Below are 13,935 nucleotides of genomic sequence, written 5' to 3'. Positions count from 1 at the left end.
TTCTTACTCCTTTAAGTGCGTTGCAGGGTTAGGTGTCCATATGTCGACAGGGTTCCCGCGCAGTGCTTTTTAACCGCTGGGTGAACCGGGGGTTGAGCCAAAAGCCCAGATAAGCGCAGAATGGTCGGCCCTGGGGTAATGCCTCGTTTGCTAGATAAGGAAACTCGATGACCCGTCTTCGTGCCATTTGTACCGCGGTAGCCCTGGTCTGTGCCAGCGGCCAGGTCTTCGCCGACACCGCCAGTCACAACGCGAGCGCCGAAACGTTCCTGAAGCTTGCCAACGCCGATCGCCTGGGCGCTCCGGTCTATGCACAGGTTCAGCAGATGTTCGCCCAGCGTTTTGCTGAAACCAAGGCACCTGCATCGAAAAAAGCCCTGCTTGAAACCTATCAGGCCAAAGCCAACACGGCTCTGGACCAGGCCATTGGCTGGAACAAGCTCAAGCCTGAGATGGTCAAGCTGTACACCGCCAATTTCACTGAAAGCGAGCTGAAGGACCTGGTTGCGTTCTACCAGTCTCCGCTGGGCAAGAAAGTGATGACCAAAATGCCTGAGCTGGCTCAGCAATCGGCTCAACTGACCCAGAGCAAACTGGAAAGCGCAGTGCCGGTCGTCAACAAGCTTCTGGCTGACATGACTGCCGAACTGGAACCTGCCAAGGCAGCCGCTCCGGCTCCTGCCAAAAAGCCCTGACAGGCGATTGCTGCCATGACCATGCAACAACGAATCGAGTCGGCGCTTGCGCTGCTGCAACCGCACCATCTGCAAGTGCTCGACGAGAGCCACATGCACAGTCGTGGTCAGCAGACCCATTACAAGGCTGTTCTGGTCAGTGATCAGTTTCAGGGCCTGAATTCGGTCAAGCGGCACCAGAAGGTTTACGCCACGCTGGGTGCCCTGATGGGCGAGTTTCATGCGCTGGCGTTGCACACCTACACGCCCGAAGAATGGTCGAAGGTCGGTGCAGCGCCTGCTTCACCGACCTGTGCTGGCGGTCACTGATCAGGCTTTTTGGCTGATTTGCGCCCTTTTACCGGGGCGATTGATCCGCTGACCTGCCTGCTGCACTCCGGTTTTTGCTAGAATCCGCACCGCGCCGCCTGGCCGGTGCGTTTTTTTGTCCGCACATTTTTACCCGGTAGGCCCTTTGCGAGGGTCGCCACTGGAGAGATACATGACTCAAGAGCCGATGACTCAGCCGATCGTCGTAGCTGCGCTATACAAGTTCGTGACCCTCAGCGATTACGTGGCATTGCGCGAGCCGCTGTTACAGGCGATGGTCGACAACGGCATCAAGGGCACGCTGTTGATCGCCGATGAAGGCATCAACGGTACGGTGTCCGGCAGCCGCGAAGGCATTGACGGCCTGATGGCCTGGTTGAAGAGCGATCCGCGTCTGATCGACATCGACCACAAGGAATCCTACTGCGACGAGCAGCCGTTCTATCGCACCAAGGTCAAGCTCAAGAAAGAGATCGTGACCCTGGGCGTAGAGGGTGTCGACCCCAACAAGAGCGTCGGTACGTACGTCGAGCCCAAGGATTGGAACGAGCTGATCACTGATCCTGAAGTGCTGTTGATCGATACCCGCAACGACTACGAAGTCTCGATTGGCACCTTTGAGGGCGCCATCGATCCGAAGACCACGTCCTTTCGCGAGTTTCCGGAGTACATCAAGGCGCATTTCGACCCGGCGGTGCACAAGAAGGTCGCCATGTTCTGCACCGGTGGCATTCGCTGCGAAAAAGCTTCCAGTTACATGCTGGGCGAAGGTTTTGAAGAGGTCTATCACCTCAAGGGCGGGATTCTCAAATACCTGGAAGAAGTCCCTGAGCAGGAAAGTCAGTGGCGCGGCGAGTGTTTCGTGTTCGACAACCGGGTCACGGTGCGCCACGACCTGACCGAAGGCGACTACGACCAGTGCCATGCCTGCCGTACGCCGATCAGTGCCGAGGATCGCGCCAGCGAGCATTACTCACCGGGTGTCAGCTGCCCGCATTGTTGGGATTCGCTGAGCGAGAAGACTCGCCGCAGCGCCATCGACCGGCAAAAACAGATCGAACTGGCCAAGGCACGTAACCAGCCCCATCCGATTGGTCGTAACTATCGTCTACCCTCCGAGGCCTGAGCCATGTCTGCCCGCCTGATCTATGTCATGGACCCTATGTGTTCGTGGTGCTGGGGCTTCGCTCCGGTTGCCGACGCATTGGTGCAACAGGCTCGGGCGGCGGGTGTGCCGCTGCATCTGGTCATGGGCGGTCTGCGCTCTGAGGGTGCAGCGCTGGAACCGGCCAAGCGTCGTTACATTCTTGAGCATTGGCAGGCGGTCGAAGAGGCCACCGGCCAGCCGTTTCTTCGCGACGGTGCGCTGCCGGAAGGGTTTGTCTACGACACCACGCCTGCCTGTCTGGCCGTCACTGCGGCGCGGCAGTTGGACCCGGACCGCGCCTGGGAACTGGTCGGGCTGATTCAACGGGCTTTCTACAGCGAAGGTCGTGACGTAACACGTCCTTCATTGCTGGCCGAACTGGCCGAGCAGGCGGGGCTGTCGCGTCAGGCATTTGCCGATGAATTCGAGAGTAAGGAGCGGCAAGCTGCAACGGCCGCTGATTTCGCCTGGGCGCAGGATCTGGGCATCGCCGGCTTTCCGACTCTGCTTGCCGAGCGCAACGGCCAGCTGGCGCTGTTGACCAACGGTTATCAGCCGTTGAGCAGCCTTTCGCCCTTGCTGGGTCGATGGCTGGAGCGTGCAGCCAGTGCGTGATGAATCGCCCGAGGCCGCCCGACAGTCGCACGCCCCGCATGGCGATGCGTTGAGTTGGGCCGAGATCCGTCGTCTTGCATTGCTGCACAAAAAAGCCCTGTGGCTGGCCAATGGTGTCGCGGTTCTGGCGACGCTGTGCAGCGTGCCGATCCCGTTGTTGCTGCCGTTGCTGGTTGACGAAGTGTTGTTGGGGCGCGGCGATGCGGCACTGAAAGTCATGAATCACTTGCTGCCTGGTGGCCTGCAAAAGGCTGCGGGCTACATCGGCCTGATGCTCTTGCTGACCCTGGTGTTGCGTGTCGGGGCGCTGGTGTTCAACGTTCTGCAGGCGCGGCTGTTTGCCGGGCTGGCCAAGGACATCGTCTACCGTATCCGGCTACGTCTGATCGAACGGCTCAAGCGTATTTCCCTGCGTGAATACGAAAGCCTGGGCAGCGGCACGGTGACCACGCATCTGGTGACCGATCTGGACACGCTGGACAAGTTTGTCGGCGAAACCCTCAGTCGGCTGCTGGTAGCCACGCTGACCCTGGCAGGCACGGCGGGCATTCTGATGTGGATGCACTGGAAGCTGGCGCTGCTGATCATGCTGTTCAACCCGCTGGTGATTCTGCTCACGGTGAAGCTGGGCAAGCGCGTCAAGCACCTCAAAAAGCTGGAGAACGACAGCACGTCGCGTTTTACCCAGGCGTTGAGCGAAACGCTCGATGCAATTCAGGAAGTCAGGGCGGGTAATCGACAGGGTTTCTTCCTTGGCCGCCTGGGCGTGCGGGCGCAGGAAGTGCGGGATTACGCCATCAATTCGCAATGGAAAAGCGACGCATCGGGGCGTGCCAGCGGGCTGCTGTTCCAGTTCGGTATCGATATCTTTCGCGCCGCAGCGATGCTCACGGTGCTGTTCTCGGACCTGTCGATCGGGCAGATGCTCGCAGTGTTCAGCTACCTGTGGTTCATGATGACGCCGGTTGAGCAACTGTTGAATCTGCAATATGCCTACTACGCGGCGGGTGGTGCTCTGACGCGCATCAACGAGCTGCTGGCGCGTGCCGACGAGCCGCAATATGCCGGCGGTACTGATCCATTCGAAGGTAAGGAAACCGTAGGGGTCGAAGTGCGTGGCCTGACTTTCGGCTATGGCGAAGACCTGGTGCTGAACCAGCTGAACCTGAGCATCGCGCCGGGTGAAAAAGTCGCTATCGTCGGGGCCAGTGGTGGTGGCAAGAGCACCTTGGTGCAGTTGCTGCTGGGCCTGTATACGGCCCGCACCGGAGTGATCCGTTTTGGCGGCGTCAGTCAGCAGGATATCGGTCTGGACACGGTGCGTGAGAACGTTGCCGTGGTGCTGCAGCATCCCGCCCTGTTCAACGACACGGTGCGTGCCAACCTGACCATGGGTCGTGACTGCAGCGACGAAGCCTGCTGGCGTGCGCTGGAAGTTGCGCAACTGGAGTCAGCCATTCGCGATCTGCCGCAAGGGCTGGACAGCGTGGTAGGGCGCTCCGGGGTCAGAATGTCGGGTGGGCAGCGTCAGCGCATGGCCATCGCGCGCATGGTGTTGTCCGACCCCAAAGTGGTTATTCTCGATGAAGCGACCTCGGCGCTGGATGCGGCTACCGAGTACAACCTGCATCAGGCCCTCGCCCGTTTTCTGCGTAGCCGCACAACGCTGATCATCGCTCACCGCTTGTCGGCCGTGAAGCAGGCTGACCGGGTTCTGGTGTTTGATGGCGGGCGGATTGTCGAAGACGGTGGACATCAACAGTTGATTGCCGATGGAGGTCTTTACGCAAAGTTGTACGGACACTTGCAACAAATCTGATGTGCGACGCTTCGATCAGCGCACAGGTTGGCTCGATTGCGGGAGAATCACCTGCCATCATTCACGAATCTAGCCTAGTCTCTGCGCTAGACGTTTATTCAGGCATGTGGTGAGGTGAAACCCATGAAACAACCATGGACCTTCTCCAAGCCCCGTCTGTTGGGCATCGTATGGCCATTCATTGCCGTCGCGCTGTTTCAGGCGTTGCTGGGGTGTGTCAGCCTCTACACCATGTCTGCGGTGCGCAGCTATGTGGCGGGCGAGAGTCTCTGGTCCAAGGGCCAGAAAGATGCCATCCATTACCTGAGCCTATACGCCATCACGCATGATGAGCGTGACTATCTGAAGTACCAGAACGCCTTTTCCGTCCCTCAGGGTGGCCACGCCTTGCGCAAGGCGCTCGATCAGCCCATTCCGTCCATGGCAGATGCCAGGGCCGGGATCATCCAGGGCGGCAATCACCCCGATGACGCTAATGGCATCATCTGGATGTACCTGAACTTCCATAACTTCAGCTTCATGAAGCAGGCCATTCACTTTTGGGAGGTGGGTGATGGCTACCTCATGCAGCTCAATGAGCTTGCCCGGCATATTCACGACCGGGTCGGTGAGGGCGGCGTATCTGCCGCCGAGGTCAATCAGTGGCGAGTGCAGATCAATGTCATCAATGAAGGGGTAACGCCCGCAGCACGGGCGTTCAGTGATGCGCTGGGCGAGGGGTCCAGGTTTATCCTCAACCTGCTGATTGCGGTCAATCTGGTCACCGCCGTTCTACTGATTCTTCTGGCGCTGCTGCGTGTGCGTCGTCTGATTGTCCAGCGGCGCGTGTTTGCTGATGCCCTGCAACTTGAGAAAGAGCGCGCCCAGACTACCCTGGAGTCCATCGGCGACGGGGTGATCACCATCGACGTGGCCGGGGCCATTGTCTATATGAACCCTGCAGCCGAGGGCCTGACGCACTGGAAAAGCACCCAGGCCAGCGGGCTACCGCTGACAGCGCTGTTCAATCTGCTGGATGAAAACGATCAGAAGGACACGTCGACGCTGGTCGAACAGATCGTTACCGGCAAGCTCAAGGGCGGCAGCGCCAACAGCAAGCTTATCCAGCGGCTGGATGGCAGTACGGTCTCGGTAGCGCTGGTCGGTACGCCGATCTACAACGAAGGCGTGGTCAGTGGGGCGGTGCTGGTGCTGCATGACATGACACAGGAGCGTCAGTACATCGCCGATCTGTCATGGCAGGCCGCTCATGATCCGCTGACCGGGCTGGTCAATCGCAGTGAATTCGAGCACCGCCTGCAGCGGGTACTGGATACTGTTGACGGTCAGGCAGGCAGCCATTGCCTGATGTTTCTTGACCTTGACCAGTTCAAGCTGGTCAATGACACCGGTGGTCATGCGGCGGGCGATGAGCTGCTGCGCCAGCTTTGCCGGGCACTGCCGCAGGGCTTGCGTGACGGTGACACACTGGCCCGGCTGGGAGGTGACGAGTTCGGCGTGTTGCTGGTCGATTGCCCCGCCGACACGGCCCTCGATATAGCCGAGGCGCTGCGCGAGATCGTGCAGACCCTGCATTTCATGTGGAAAGGTCGGCCATTCATGACTACCGTAAGTATCGGTCTGGTGCAGCTTGGCGATACACCCGCCACGCTTGAGGGGTCGTTGTCTGCTGCCGACATGGCCTGTTATATGGCCAAGGAGAGGGGGCGCAACCGGGTTCAGGTCTACAGTGTTGATGACCTGACCCTGTCGATGCGTTTCGGCGAGATGGCCTGGATACAGCGTCTGCACATGGCAATGGATGAAAATCGCTTTTGCCTTTATGCGCAGGAAATCGCGTCGATCAAAGGTGAAGGCGACGAGGTGCGGCACATTGAAATTCTTCTGCGCCTGCGTGACGAGTCCGGACGAATGGTGGTTCCGGACAACTTTATCCCGGCTGCCGAGCGCTACGGCCTTATGACTACGCTGGATCGCTGGGTGGTGCACAATGTCTTCAAAGTGATCGCCCAATGCCAGAGTGATGATCGGCATCAGGTGCCACAGGCGCTATGTGCTATAAATTTATCCGGTTCAAGTATCGGAGATGATACGTTCCTCGAATACCTGAAGCAGCAGTTCAAGGCGTTTGCCGTATCGCCTGGAATGATCTGTTTCGAGATCACTGAAACCAGTGCCATTGCAGACCTGGACAGCGCAATTCGCTTTATCAACGAGTTGAAAGGGCTGGGCTGTCAGTTTTCCCTTGATGACTTCTGTTCGGGCATGTCGTCCTTTGCCTATCTCAAACACTTGCCTGTGGATTATCTGAAGATCGATGGCAGTTTTGTAAAGGACATGCTCGACAATCCGATCAACAAGGCTATGGTCGAGGTCATCAACAATATTGGTCATGTGATGGGCAAGCGCACCATTGCCGAGTACGTAGAAACGCCGCAGATAGAGTTTGCGTTGCAGGAAATGGGCGTGGATTTTGCACAAGGGTATCTGATAGCACGCCCTGAATTGTTCACTTGCGAGAGTCTTTACATTCAGCCCGTACGGCCTGACCCCCTGATGTTCGGCGCGCCAGGAACGCTACGTTAATCAGTTGAAACCCTATAAGGAGATACCCAGTGATCGACACTTTCGAGAGAACCGGTCCGCTCATGGAAGCCAGCAGTTATCCGGCCTGGGCGCAGCAGTTGATCAAGGATTGCAGCGCTGCAAAGGCACGGGTGGTCGAGCACGAGTTGTACCAGCAGATGCGTGATGCAAAGCTGAGCCCGCAGATCATGCGCCATTACCTGATCGGCGGTTGGCCGGTTGTCGAGCAGTTCGCGGTGTACATGGCCAAGAACCTCACCAAGACCCGCTTTGGTCGTCATCCCGGCGAAGACATGGCGCGCCGCTGGCTGATGCGCAATATTCGCGTCGAACTCAATCATGCCGACTACTGGGTGAACTGGTGTGCGGCGCACGACGTGACGCTTGAAGATCTCCACGATCAACGAGTTGCGCCTGAGCTGCATGCACTGAGCCACTGGTGCTGGCAGACCAGCTCTTCGGATTCACTGGCTGTTGCGATGGCGGCCACCAACTATGCCATTGAAGGGGCGACGGGCGAGTGGTCGGCAGTGGTCTGCTCCAATGGGGTCTACGCCGAAGCATTCCCTGAAGAAACCCGCAAGAAAGCCATGAAGTGGCTCAAGATGCATGCACAGTACGACGACGCGCACCCTTGGGAGGCGCTCGAGATCATTTGCACACTGGTGGGTAACAAGCCGAGCCTGCAGCTGCAGGCCGAGCTGCGTCAGGCTGTTACCAAGAGCTACGATTACATGCATTTGTTCCTTGAACGCTGCATGCAGCTGGACAAGGTCAAGCCTGCGCGTGGGCGTGTTGCCGCGCTGGAAGTGTAGAGGCAGGGCGAGAGAGGCAGAAAAAGTGCTAGCTGGCCATGGCGAGTCGGTTGCGACCTTCGCGCTTGGCGACATACAGAGCGTTGTCTGCCCTGCGCAGCAGGCTGTCGGCGGTTTCTGCCGGCAGCAGTGTCGAGCATCCCAGGCTGACGGTCATGGTCAGTGCCGGGTCAAGCTCGCGAAACTCGAGGTTCCGCACAGCCTGGCGCAGGCGTTCGCCGATCAGTTCAGCCGAACTGGCTCCGGTGTTGGAAAGAATCACCACGAACTCTTCGCCGCCGTAGCGGAACACACGATCAATATTGCGCAGTTGCGCTTTCAGGCTTTGCGCAACGGTTTTCAGTACATCATCGCCAGTATGATGGCCGTACTCGTCGTTCACTTTCTTGAAATGATCGATATCCAGCATCAGCAATGAAAGCGGTTGCTTGTGACGACGCGATATCTCTATCTCGCGAGCCAGGCCCTGATCCATTGCGATACGGTTACCGGTACTGGTCAAAGGGTCGCGCAACGCCGTCTGTGTCGCAATGCGATACAGCAGGGCGTTCAGCAGCGGGTACACCAGACAGACCAGCAGCGATTCAAGGTCGCTCAGCTGCCGGGTATCAAATGGCTTGGCGCCTTGAAACTCCAGCTCACCGATGCACTTGCCCTCGTGACGCAGGTGAAAAGTGGCGCTGTCGGATGACATCTCGCCCAGACGCAGATTCAGGTCACTTTCGATATGTCGATAGGCCAGACCACTCAATGGCAGGAACCGTTGCACACCCTGAAAAAACAGGGTCAGTATCCGCTCGGCTTCCAGGCTGGTCTGCAATTGTCGCCCAAGCTGATAAACCAGCTCGGGCAGTGACGGGGGTGGAAGTATGGCGTCGGGTCGATTTCGAAAACCCAGGCGTTGCAGTTCAGCCGTATCGAAATCGATTGCATGGGTCTGGGTAGGAAAATTCATCTCTTCGCTCCTCAGCACATATTGCTGGCTTGGCTGGGTTAGAGGGGATGTCGTGCCATTCGGTTCATTTTTGCCCGGACTTATTAAAATCAGTGGTTTAGCTGACGCCATCTCTCTGACAGTGAGGGCGAGTCGGCAATTCCTTGACTTAAAATGCCGCTAAAAACGCCTGCCGTGACAGTTTTCCGTCACGGCAATGTCTGGTTATTTTTGCTCACTGAGCATTCAGCGCCTGCCCGTTTATGCCCTTACTGTCCGGCCCCATCAAGTACAGGTAGACCGGCATGATGTCTTCGGGCGCGGGATTATTCTGCGGGTTTTCGTCAGGGTAGGCCTGCGCACGCATGCCGGTGCGGGTAGCACCCGGGTTGATGCTGTTGGCTCGCACGCTGGTAACGCCTTCAAGCTCGTCGGCGAGGGTTTGCATCAGGCCTTCGGTAGCAAATTTCGACACCCCGTACGCGCCCCATTGTGCGCGACCCTTGCGGCCCACGCTGCTGGAGGTGAAGGCTATCGATGCATCCGTTGAACGCTGAAGCAGCGGCAGCAGTGCCTGGGTGAGCATGAAGGTGGCATTGACGTTGACGTGCATGACCTGCATGAAGTCTTCGCCTGGCAGGTGTTCCACTGAAGTGCGCGGGCCGATGATCGAGGCGTTGTGCAGCAGCCCGTCAAGACGGCCGACTTTGCGCTCGATCATGGTCGCCAGGTCGTGATACTGCGCGGGGTCGGTGCTTTCCAGGTCGAAGGGTATGACCAACGGCAGCAGATGACCTGCTGCCTGTATCTCGTCATGGACCTGAGCCAGGCTGGCTTCAGTCCTGCCCAGCAGCAGAACAGTCGCGCCGTGGGCTGCGTAGGTTTTTGCGGCTGCAGCACCGATGCCGCGAGCGGCACCGGTGACTAGAATGATCCGGCCCTTGAGCAGTTCCGGGTGCGCGGAGTAGTCAAACATGTAAAAACCTCGTTCAGCAGCTGCACAGTGCGTTATCCAGCACCTTGCGCAGTTCCAGCGGATGATCGACCACCACGTCGGCACCCCAGTGATCGGGGTTGTCGTCGGGGTGGATATAGCCGTAGCGCACGGCAGCGGTCTTGGTGCCTGCGTCGCGACCGGACTCTATGTCGCGCAGATCGTCGCCTACGAACAGGACGCTGGCCGGGTCGAGGTCGAGCATCTTGCAGGCCAGAATCATCGGCTCGGGGTGCGGCTTGCTGTGCGTGACATGGTCAGGGCAGATCAATACGGCGGAGCGTTCGGCCAGGCCGAGTTGTTCCATGATCGGCTGAGCAAAGCGCACCGGCTTGTTTGTCACCACACCCCAGATCAGGCCGGCCTTCTCGATGTCGGCCAGCAACTCGGCCATGCCATCGAACAGCTTGCTGTGGACGGCGCAGTCACGCTGATAGCGCTCCAGAAACTCGAGGCGCAATGCTTCGAATTGCGGCGCTTGCGGCGACATTGCGAAGGCCGCTGCCACCATGGCCCTGGCACCCCCTGAAACTTCATCGCGGATCAGTTTTTCCGGTACCGGGGGAAGGCCGCGGTCAGCCAGCATCGCCTGAGCAATGGCGATGAAGTCCGGTGCGGTGTCGAGCAGGGTGCCGTCCATGTCGAATAAAACCGCTCTCAAACGCATCTCTCACGCCTCCCGCAGGGTCTGGATCATGTAGTTGACGTCGACGTCGGAGGCCAGCTTGTAATGCTTGGTCAGCGGGTTGTAGGTCAGGCCGATGATGTCCTTGACCTGCAAGCCTGCATCGCGGCTCCAGGCACCCAGCTCGGAAGGGCGGATGAATTTTTTGAAGTCGTGAGTCCCGCGCGGCAGCAGGTTGAGGATGTACTCGGCACCGACCACGGCGAACAGATAAGCTTTCGGGTTGCGGTTGATGGTCGAGAAAAACACCTGACCGCCCGGCTTGACCATGCGGTAGCAGGCACGGATCACCGACGATGGGTCCGGTACGTGCTCAAGCATTTCCAGGCACGTCACCACATCGAATTGCTCGGGCATCTCTTCGGCCATGTCCTCGGCGGTAATCTGCCGATATTCGACGCTGACGCCTGATTCAAGCTGATGCAGCTGTGCAACGGCCAGCGGCGCTTCGCCCATGTCGATGCCGGTGACTGTTGCGCCGCGCAGGGCCATCGCCTCACTCAGAATGCCGCCGCCGCAGCCGACGTCCAGTACTTTCTTGCCTGCCAGACCGACACGCTCGTCGATCCAGTTGACGCGCAGCGGGTTGATGTCATGCAGCGGTTTGAATTCGCTTTCGCGGTCCCACCAGCGATGGGCCAGGGCCTCGAATTTAGCGATTTCTGCGCGGTCGACGTTGCTCATGGGTGTCCCTCTTGAACTCAAAATTCTTTTTCATCAGTCAGGCTTATAGATAAGCCTGACTGGCATGTGTTCGGTCCGAATCGAATTATTCGGCTTTACCGGAAATACGCTTGCCCCACGCAATCGCGTTGTCGCGCAGTGCGGGTTCATCCATGCGGGTCAGCCGGCGAGCGTCGAGCAATTGCTTGCCGGCCACCCAGACATGGCTCACGCAATCGCGGCCAGTGGCATATATAAGCTGCGATACCGGGTCGTAAATCGGTTGCTGGGCAAGGCCCGACAGGTCGAACGCGACCATGTCCGCAGCCTTGCCAATCTCCAGCGAGCCGGTCTCGGCCTGAATGCCCAGTGCGCGGGCACCGTTGAGGGTCGCCATGCGTAGCGCGCGGTGGGCATCCAGCGCCGTGGCCGAACCAGCGACAGCCTTGGCCAGCAAGGCCGCGGTGCGGGTTTCGCCGAGCAGGTCCAGGTCATTGTTGCTGGCCGCGCCATCGGTACCCACTGCAACGTTCACACCGGCCTGCCACAATCGCTCGACCGGGCAGAAACCGCTGGCCAGCTTGAGGTTGGATTCGGGGCAATGAATGACGTTGGTATTGCTTTCCACCAGCAGGGCCAGATCGTCGTCGTTGATCTGCGTCATGTGCACGGCCTGGAAGCGCGGGCCGAGCATGCCGAGGCGATTCAAGCGGGCGAGAGGGCGCTCCTGGCGCTGTTCGACAGCCTGCTCGACTTCGAATGCGGTCTCGTGGACATGCATCTGAATCATGGCGTCCAGTTCATCGGCGATAACCCGGACCTTTTCGAGGTTTTCATCACCCACGGTATAAGGCGCATGCGGGCCAAAGGCGATCTTGATGCGTGGATGATGAGCGAGGTCGTTGAACAGCTCGATACCGTTGTGCAGTGCTTCATCGGTGGTGTGAGCCCCCGGAATCGGGAAATCCAGCACCGGAACGGTGATCTGTGCGCGCATGCCGCTGGCGTGGACGCGCTCGGCAGCTACCTTGGGGTAGAAATACATGTCGGAGAAGCAGGTGATGCCGCCCTTGAGCTGCTCGGCGATGGCCAGGTCGGTGCCATCGTGGACGAAGTCTTCGTTGACCCATTTGCCTTCGGCAGGCCAGATATGGTCCTGCAGCCAGGTCATCAGTGGCAGGTCATCGGCCAGTCCGCGAAACAGCGTCATGGCTGCATGACCGTGGGCGTTGATCAGGCCGGGGCTGAGCAGCATGCCGGGAAGCTCCTGCACCTGCACCGCATTCTGCCTCAATGCCTCGGCCCGTGGGCCTATATAGACGATACAGCCATCGCGCACGCCGATGCCGTGGTCCTTGAGCACCACGCCTGCGGGCTCGACCGGCACCAGCCAGGCGGGCAGGAGCAAAAGGTCGAGCGGTGCTGTAGCGTTCGGCATGAGAAGGTTTCCATCGTTTATTACGTTGATGGCGAAGTATACCCGAGCGTCTTCGCAGGCGGCTCGCTATAATCAGCGGCTTTTGATGCTGGGTTTCGGATGTTCAAGATGGAGTTGGCGATGCGCGATCGACTGTTGGCTGCAGAGAAAGTTAAGGCCATCGATTGGCGAGACGACGCTCTGTACCTGCTGGACCAGCGGGTACTGCCGTTCGAGGAAGTCTGGCACCGCTATACCACCGCCGAGGGAGTCGCCGAGGCGATTCGCACGATGGTCGTGCGCGGGGCACCGGCTATCGGTATCAGTGCCGCCTACGGCGCGGTGCTGGGCGCACGTGCGCGCATTGCCGAAGGCGAAGACTGGTATCCGGCGCTGGAAGAAGACATGCAGTTGCTGGCCGATTCACGCCCGACTGCCGTGAATCTGTTCTGGGCATTGAACCGGATGCGTGATCGTCTGATGCGTGTCAAGGACGGCGACGATCCGCTCGTGGCTCTTGAGGCAGAAGCCGTGGCGATTCACCTGAGTGATCGCGAGGCCAACCTGACCATGGCGCAACTGGGCGCAGACCTGATCCGCAGGCATCAGGGCAATCTGCAGACAGTGCTCACCCACTGCAATACCGGAGCGCTGGCCACCGGTGGTTTCGGGACTGCGCTGGGTGTGATCCGCGCAGCGCATCTGGAAGGCATGATCGAGCGGGTCTATGCCGATGAAACCCGGCCCTGGCTGCAGGGTTCGCGGCTTACCGCCTGGGAGCTGGCCAATGAAGGCATTCCGGTCACCTTGAATGCAGACTCTGCCGCTGCGCACCTGATGCGTACCAAGGGCATTACCTGGGTCATCGTCGGGGCCGACCGCATCACCGCCAATGGTGACGTGGCGAACAAGATCGGCACCTATCAGCTTGCCGTAGCCGCGATGCACCACGGGGTGCGCTTCATGGTGGTGGCACCGAGTTCGACCATCGACATGGAAATGGCCAGCGGCGACGACATCATCATTGAAGAACGCGACGGTCGTGAGCTGCTTGAAGTGGGCGGTCAGCGGGTCGGCGCGGATGTCGAGGCCTTCAATCCGGTGTTCGATGTGACACCGGCAGACCTGATCGATGCCATTGTGACCGAGAAGGGCATTGTCGAGCGTCCCGATACCGCGCGCATGGCGCAATTGATGAGTCGTAAACACCTTCACTGATGCGCACAGGCTCGAGCCGTTGCCGCTGTGCAATGCGG

General features: G+C 59.2%; 13 protein-coding genes. 8 read left to right on the top strand and 5 right to left on the bottom strand.

From position 1 onward, the window contains the following. The first annotated feature begins 167 nt into the window (after window positions 1-167). The 7 genes from RYB09_RS17315 to RYB09_RS17285 all read left to right on the top strand — a co-directional run bounded on the left by RYB09_RS17315 (window position 168) and on the right by RYB09_RS17285 (window position 7,986). Window positions 168-695: a DUF2059 domain-containing protein gene (locus RYB09_RS17315; protein WP_003314637.1), complete on the top strand. Its 528-nt coding sequence runs from the start codon at window positions 168-170 to the stop codon at window positions 693-695. A 15-nt stretch (window positions 696-710) separates the two neighbouring features. Beyond that, window positions 711-1,004: a BolA family protein gene (locus RYB09_RS17310; RefSeq protein WP_002554579.1), complete on the top strand. Its 294-nt coding sequence runs from the start codon at window positions 711-713 to the stop codon at window positions 1,002-1,004. A gap of 187 nt (window positions 1,005-1,191) precedes the next feature. Beyond that, window positions 1,192-2,130, top strand: coding sequence for a rhodanese-related sulfurtransferase (locus RYB09_RS17305; protein ID WP_032701549.1), 939 nt, complete (start codon window positions 1,192-1,194; stop codon window positions 2,128-2,130). Between the two features lie 3 nt (window positions 2,131-2,133). Further along, window positions 2,134-2,766, top strand: a complete 633-nt coding sequence (locus tag RYB09_RS17300) for a DsbA family protein (protein WP_005731278.1) — start codon at window positions 2,134-2,136, stop codon at window positions 2,764-2,766. Next, window positions 2,759-4,585: an ABC transporter ATP-binding protein gene (locus tag RYB09_RS17295; RefSeq protein ID WP_316889498.1), complete on the top strand. Its 1,827-nt coding sequence runs from the start codon at window positions 2,759-2,761 to the stop codon at window positions 4,583-4,585. Before RYB09_RS17300 ends, RYB09_RS17295 begins: the two co-directional genes overlap by 8 nt. A 123-nt stretch (window positions 4,586-4,708) precedes the next feature. After that, on the top strand, window positions 4,709-7,171 hold the full coding sequence (locus tag RYB09_RS17290) for an EAL domain-containing protein (protein ID WP_057407809.1): 2,463 nt from the start codon (window positions 4,709-4,711) through the stop codon (window positions 7,169-7,171). Between the two features lie 29 nt (window positions 7,172-7,200). Continuing rightward, window positions 7,201-7,986 (top strand): TenA family transcriptional regulator, encoded by a 786-nt coding sequence (locus RYB09_RS17285; protein ID WP_058401266.1) that lies wholly within the window; start codon window positions 7,201-7,203, stop codon window positions 7,984-7,986. Between the two features lie 28 nt (window positions 7,987-8,014). Here the strand turns inward: RYB09_RS17285 and RYB09_RS17280 are convergent, their stop codons facing one another. The 5 genes from RYB09_RS17280 to RYB09_RS17260 all read right to left on the bottom strand — a co-directional run bounded on the left by RYB09_RS17280 (window position 8,015) and on the right by RYB09_RS17260 (window position 12,700). Beyond that, window positions 8,015-8,941, bottom strand: coding sequence for a GGDEF domain-containing protein (locus tag RYB09_RS17280; RefSeq protein ID WP_002554573.1), 927 nt, complete (start codon window positions 8,939-8,941; stop codon window positions 8,015-8,017). Between the two features lie 214 nt (window positions 8,942-9,155). Next, window positions 9,156-9,896 carry a YciK family oxidoreductase gene (locus RYB09_RS17275; RefSeq protein ID WP_058408399.1) on the bottom strand — a complete coding sequence of 247 codons (741 nt, stop codon included), beginning with the start codon at window positions 9,894-9,896 and terminating at the stop codon, window positions 9,156-9,158. Between the two features lie 13 nt (window positions 9,897-9,909). After that, entirely contained in the window at window positions 9,910-10,581 is a 672-nt protein-coding gene (mupP, locus tag RYB09_RS17270; RefSeq protein WP_058401268.1) for an N-acetylmuramic acid 6-phosphate phosphatase MupP, read from the bottom strand. Window positions 10,582-10,584: 3 nt separating this feature from the next. Continuing rightward, a complete protein-coding gene (ubiG, locus tag RYB09_RS17265; protein ID WP_002554570.1) occupies window positions 10,585-11,283 on the bottom strand; it encodes a bifunctional 2-polyprenyl-6-hydroxyphenol methylase/3-demethylubiquinol 3-O-methyltransferase UbiG in 699 nt (232 codons plus the stop codon). Between the two features lie 85 nt (window positions 11,284-11,368). Then, entirely contained in the window at window positions 11,369-12,700 is a 1,332-nt protein-coding gene (locus RYB09_RS17260; RefSeq protein ID WP_316889494.1) for a TRZ/ATZ family hydrolase, read from the bottom strand. A gap of 120 nt (window positions 12,701-12,820) precedes the next feature. Between RYB09_RS17260 and mtnA the strand changes: the two genes are divergently transcribed. Continuing rightward, entirely contained in the window at window positions 12,821-13,897 is a 1,077-nt protein-coding gene (mtnA, locus tag RYB09_RS17255; RefSeq protein ID WP_058401270.1) for an S-methyl-5-thioribose-1-phosphate isomerase, read from the top strand. Window positions 13,898-13,935 lie beyond the last annotated feature (38 nt).

The sequence above is a fragment of the Pseudomonas syringae group sp. J254-4 genome, from assembly GCF_032586855.1.
Classification (GTDB): domain Bacteria; phylum Pseudomonadota; class Gammaproteobacteria; order Pseudomonadales; family Pseudomonadaceae; genus Aquipseudomonas; species Aquipseudomonas amygdali.
The sequence above is the reverse complement of the archived record's forward strand: the minus strand, read 5'-3'. Positions and strand labels throughout refer to the sequence as shown.

Excerpts from the sequence above, each read along its gene's own strand:
- RYB09_RS17310 (WP_002554579.1), top strand. The coding sequence starts at position 711 with ATGACCATGCAACAACGAATCGAGTCGGCGCTTGCGCTGCTGCAACCG.
- RYB09_RS17275 (WP_058408399.1), bottom strand. The coding sequence starts at position 9,896 with ATGTTTGACTACTCCGCGCACCCGGAACTGCTCAAGGGCCGGATCATT.
- RYB09_RS17300 (WP_005731278.1), top strand. The coding sequence starts at position 2,134 with ATGTCTGCCCGCCTGATCTATGTCATGGACCCTATGTGTTCGTGGTGC.
- RYB09_RS17305 (WP_032701549.1), top strand. The coding sequence starts at position 1,192 with ATGACTCAGCCGATCGTCGTAGCTGCGCTATACAAGTTCGTGACCCTC.
- ubiG (WP_002554570.1), bottom strand. The coding sequence starts at position 11,283 with ATGAGCAACGTCGACCGCGCAGAAATCGCTAAATTCGAGGCCCTGGCC.
- mupP (WP_058401268.1), bottom strand. The coding sequence starts at position 10,581 with ATGCGTTTGAGAGCGGTTTTATTCGACATGGACGGCACCCTGCTCGAC.
- RYB09_RS17260 (WP_316889494.1), bottom strand. The coding sequence starts at position 12,700 with ATGCCGAACGCTACAGCACCGCTCGACCTTTTGCTCCTGCCCGCCTGG.
- RYB09_RS17280 (WP_002554573.1), bottom strand. The coding sequence starts at position 8,941 with ATGAATTTTCCTACCCAGACCCATGCAATCGATTTCGATACGGCTGAA.
- RYB09_RS17315 (WP_003314637.1), top strand. The coding sequence starts at position 168 with ATGACCCGTCTTCGTGCCATTTGTACCGCGGTAGCCCTGGTCTGTGCC.
- mtnA (WP_058401270.1), top strand. The coding sequence starts at position 12,821 with ATGCGCGATCGACTGTTGGCTGCAGAGAAAGTTAAGGCCATCGATTGG.
- RYB09_RS17290 (WP_057407809.1), top strand. The coding sequence starts at position 4,709 with ATGAAACAACCATGGACCTTCTCCAAGCCCCGTCTGTTGGGCATCGTA.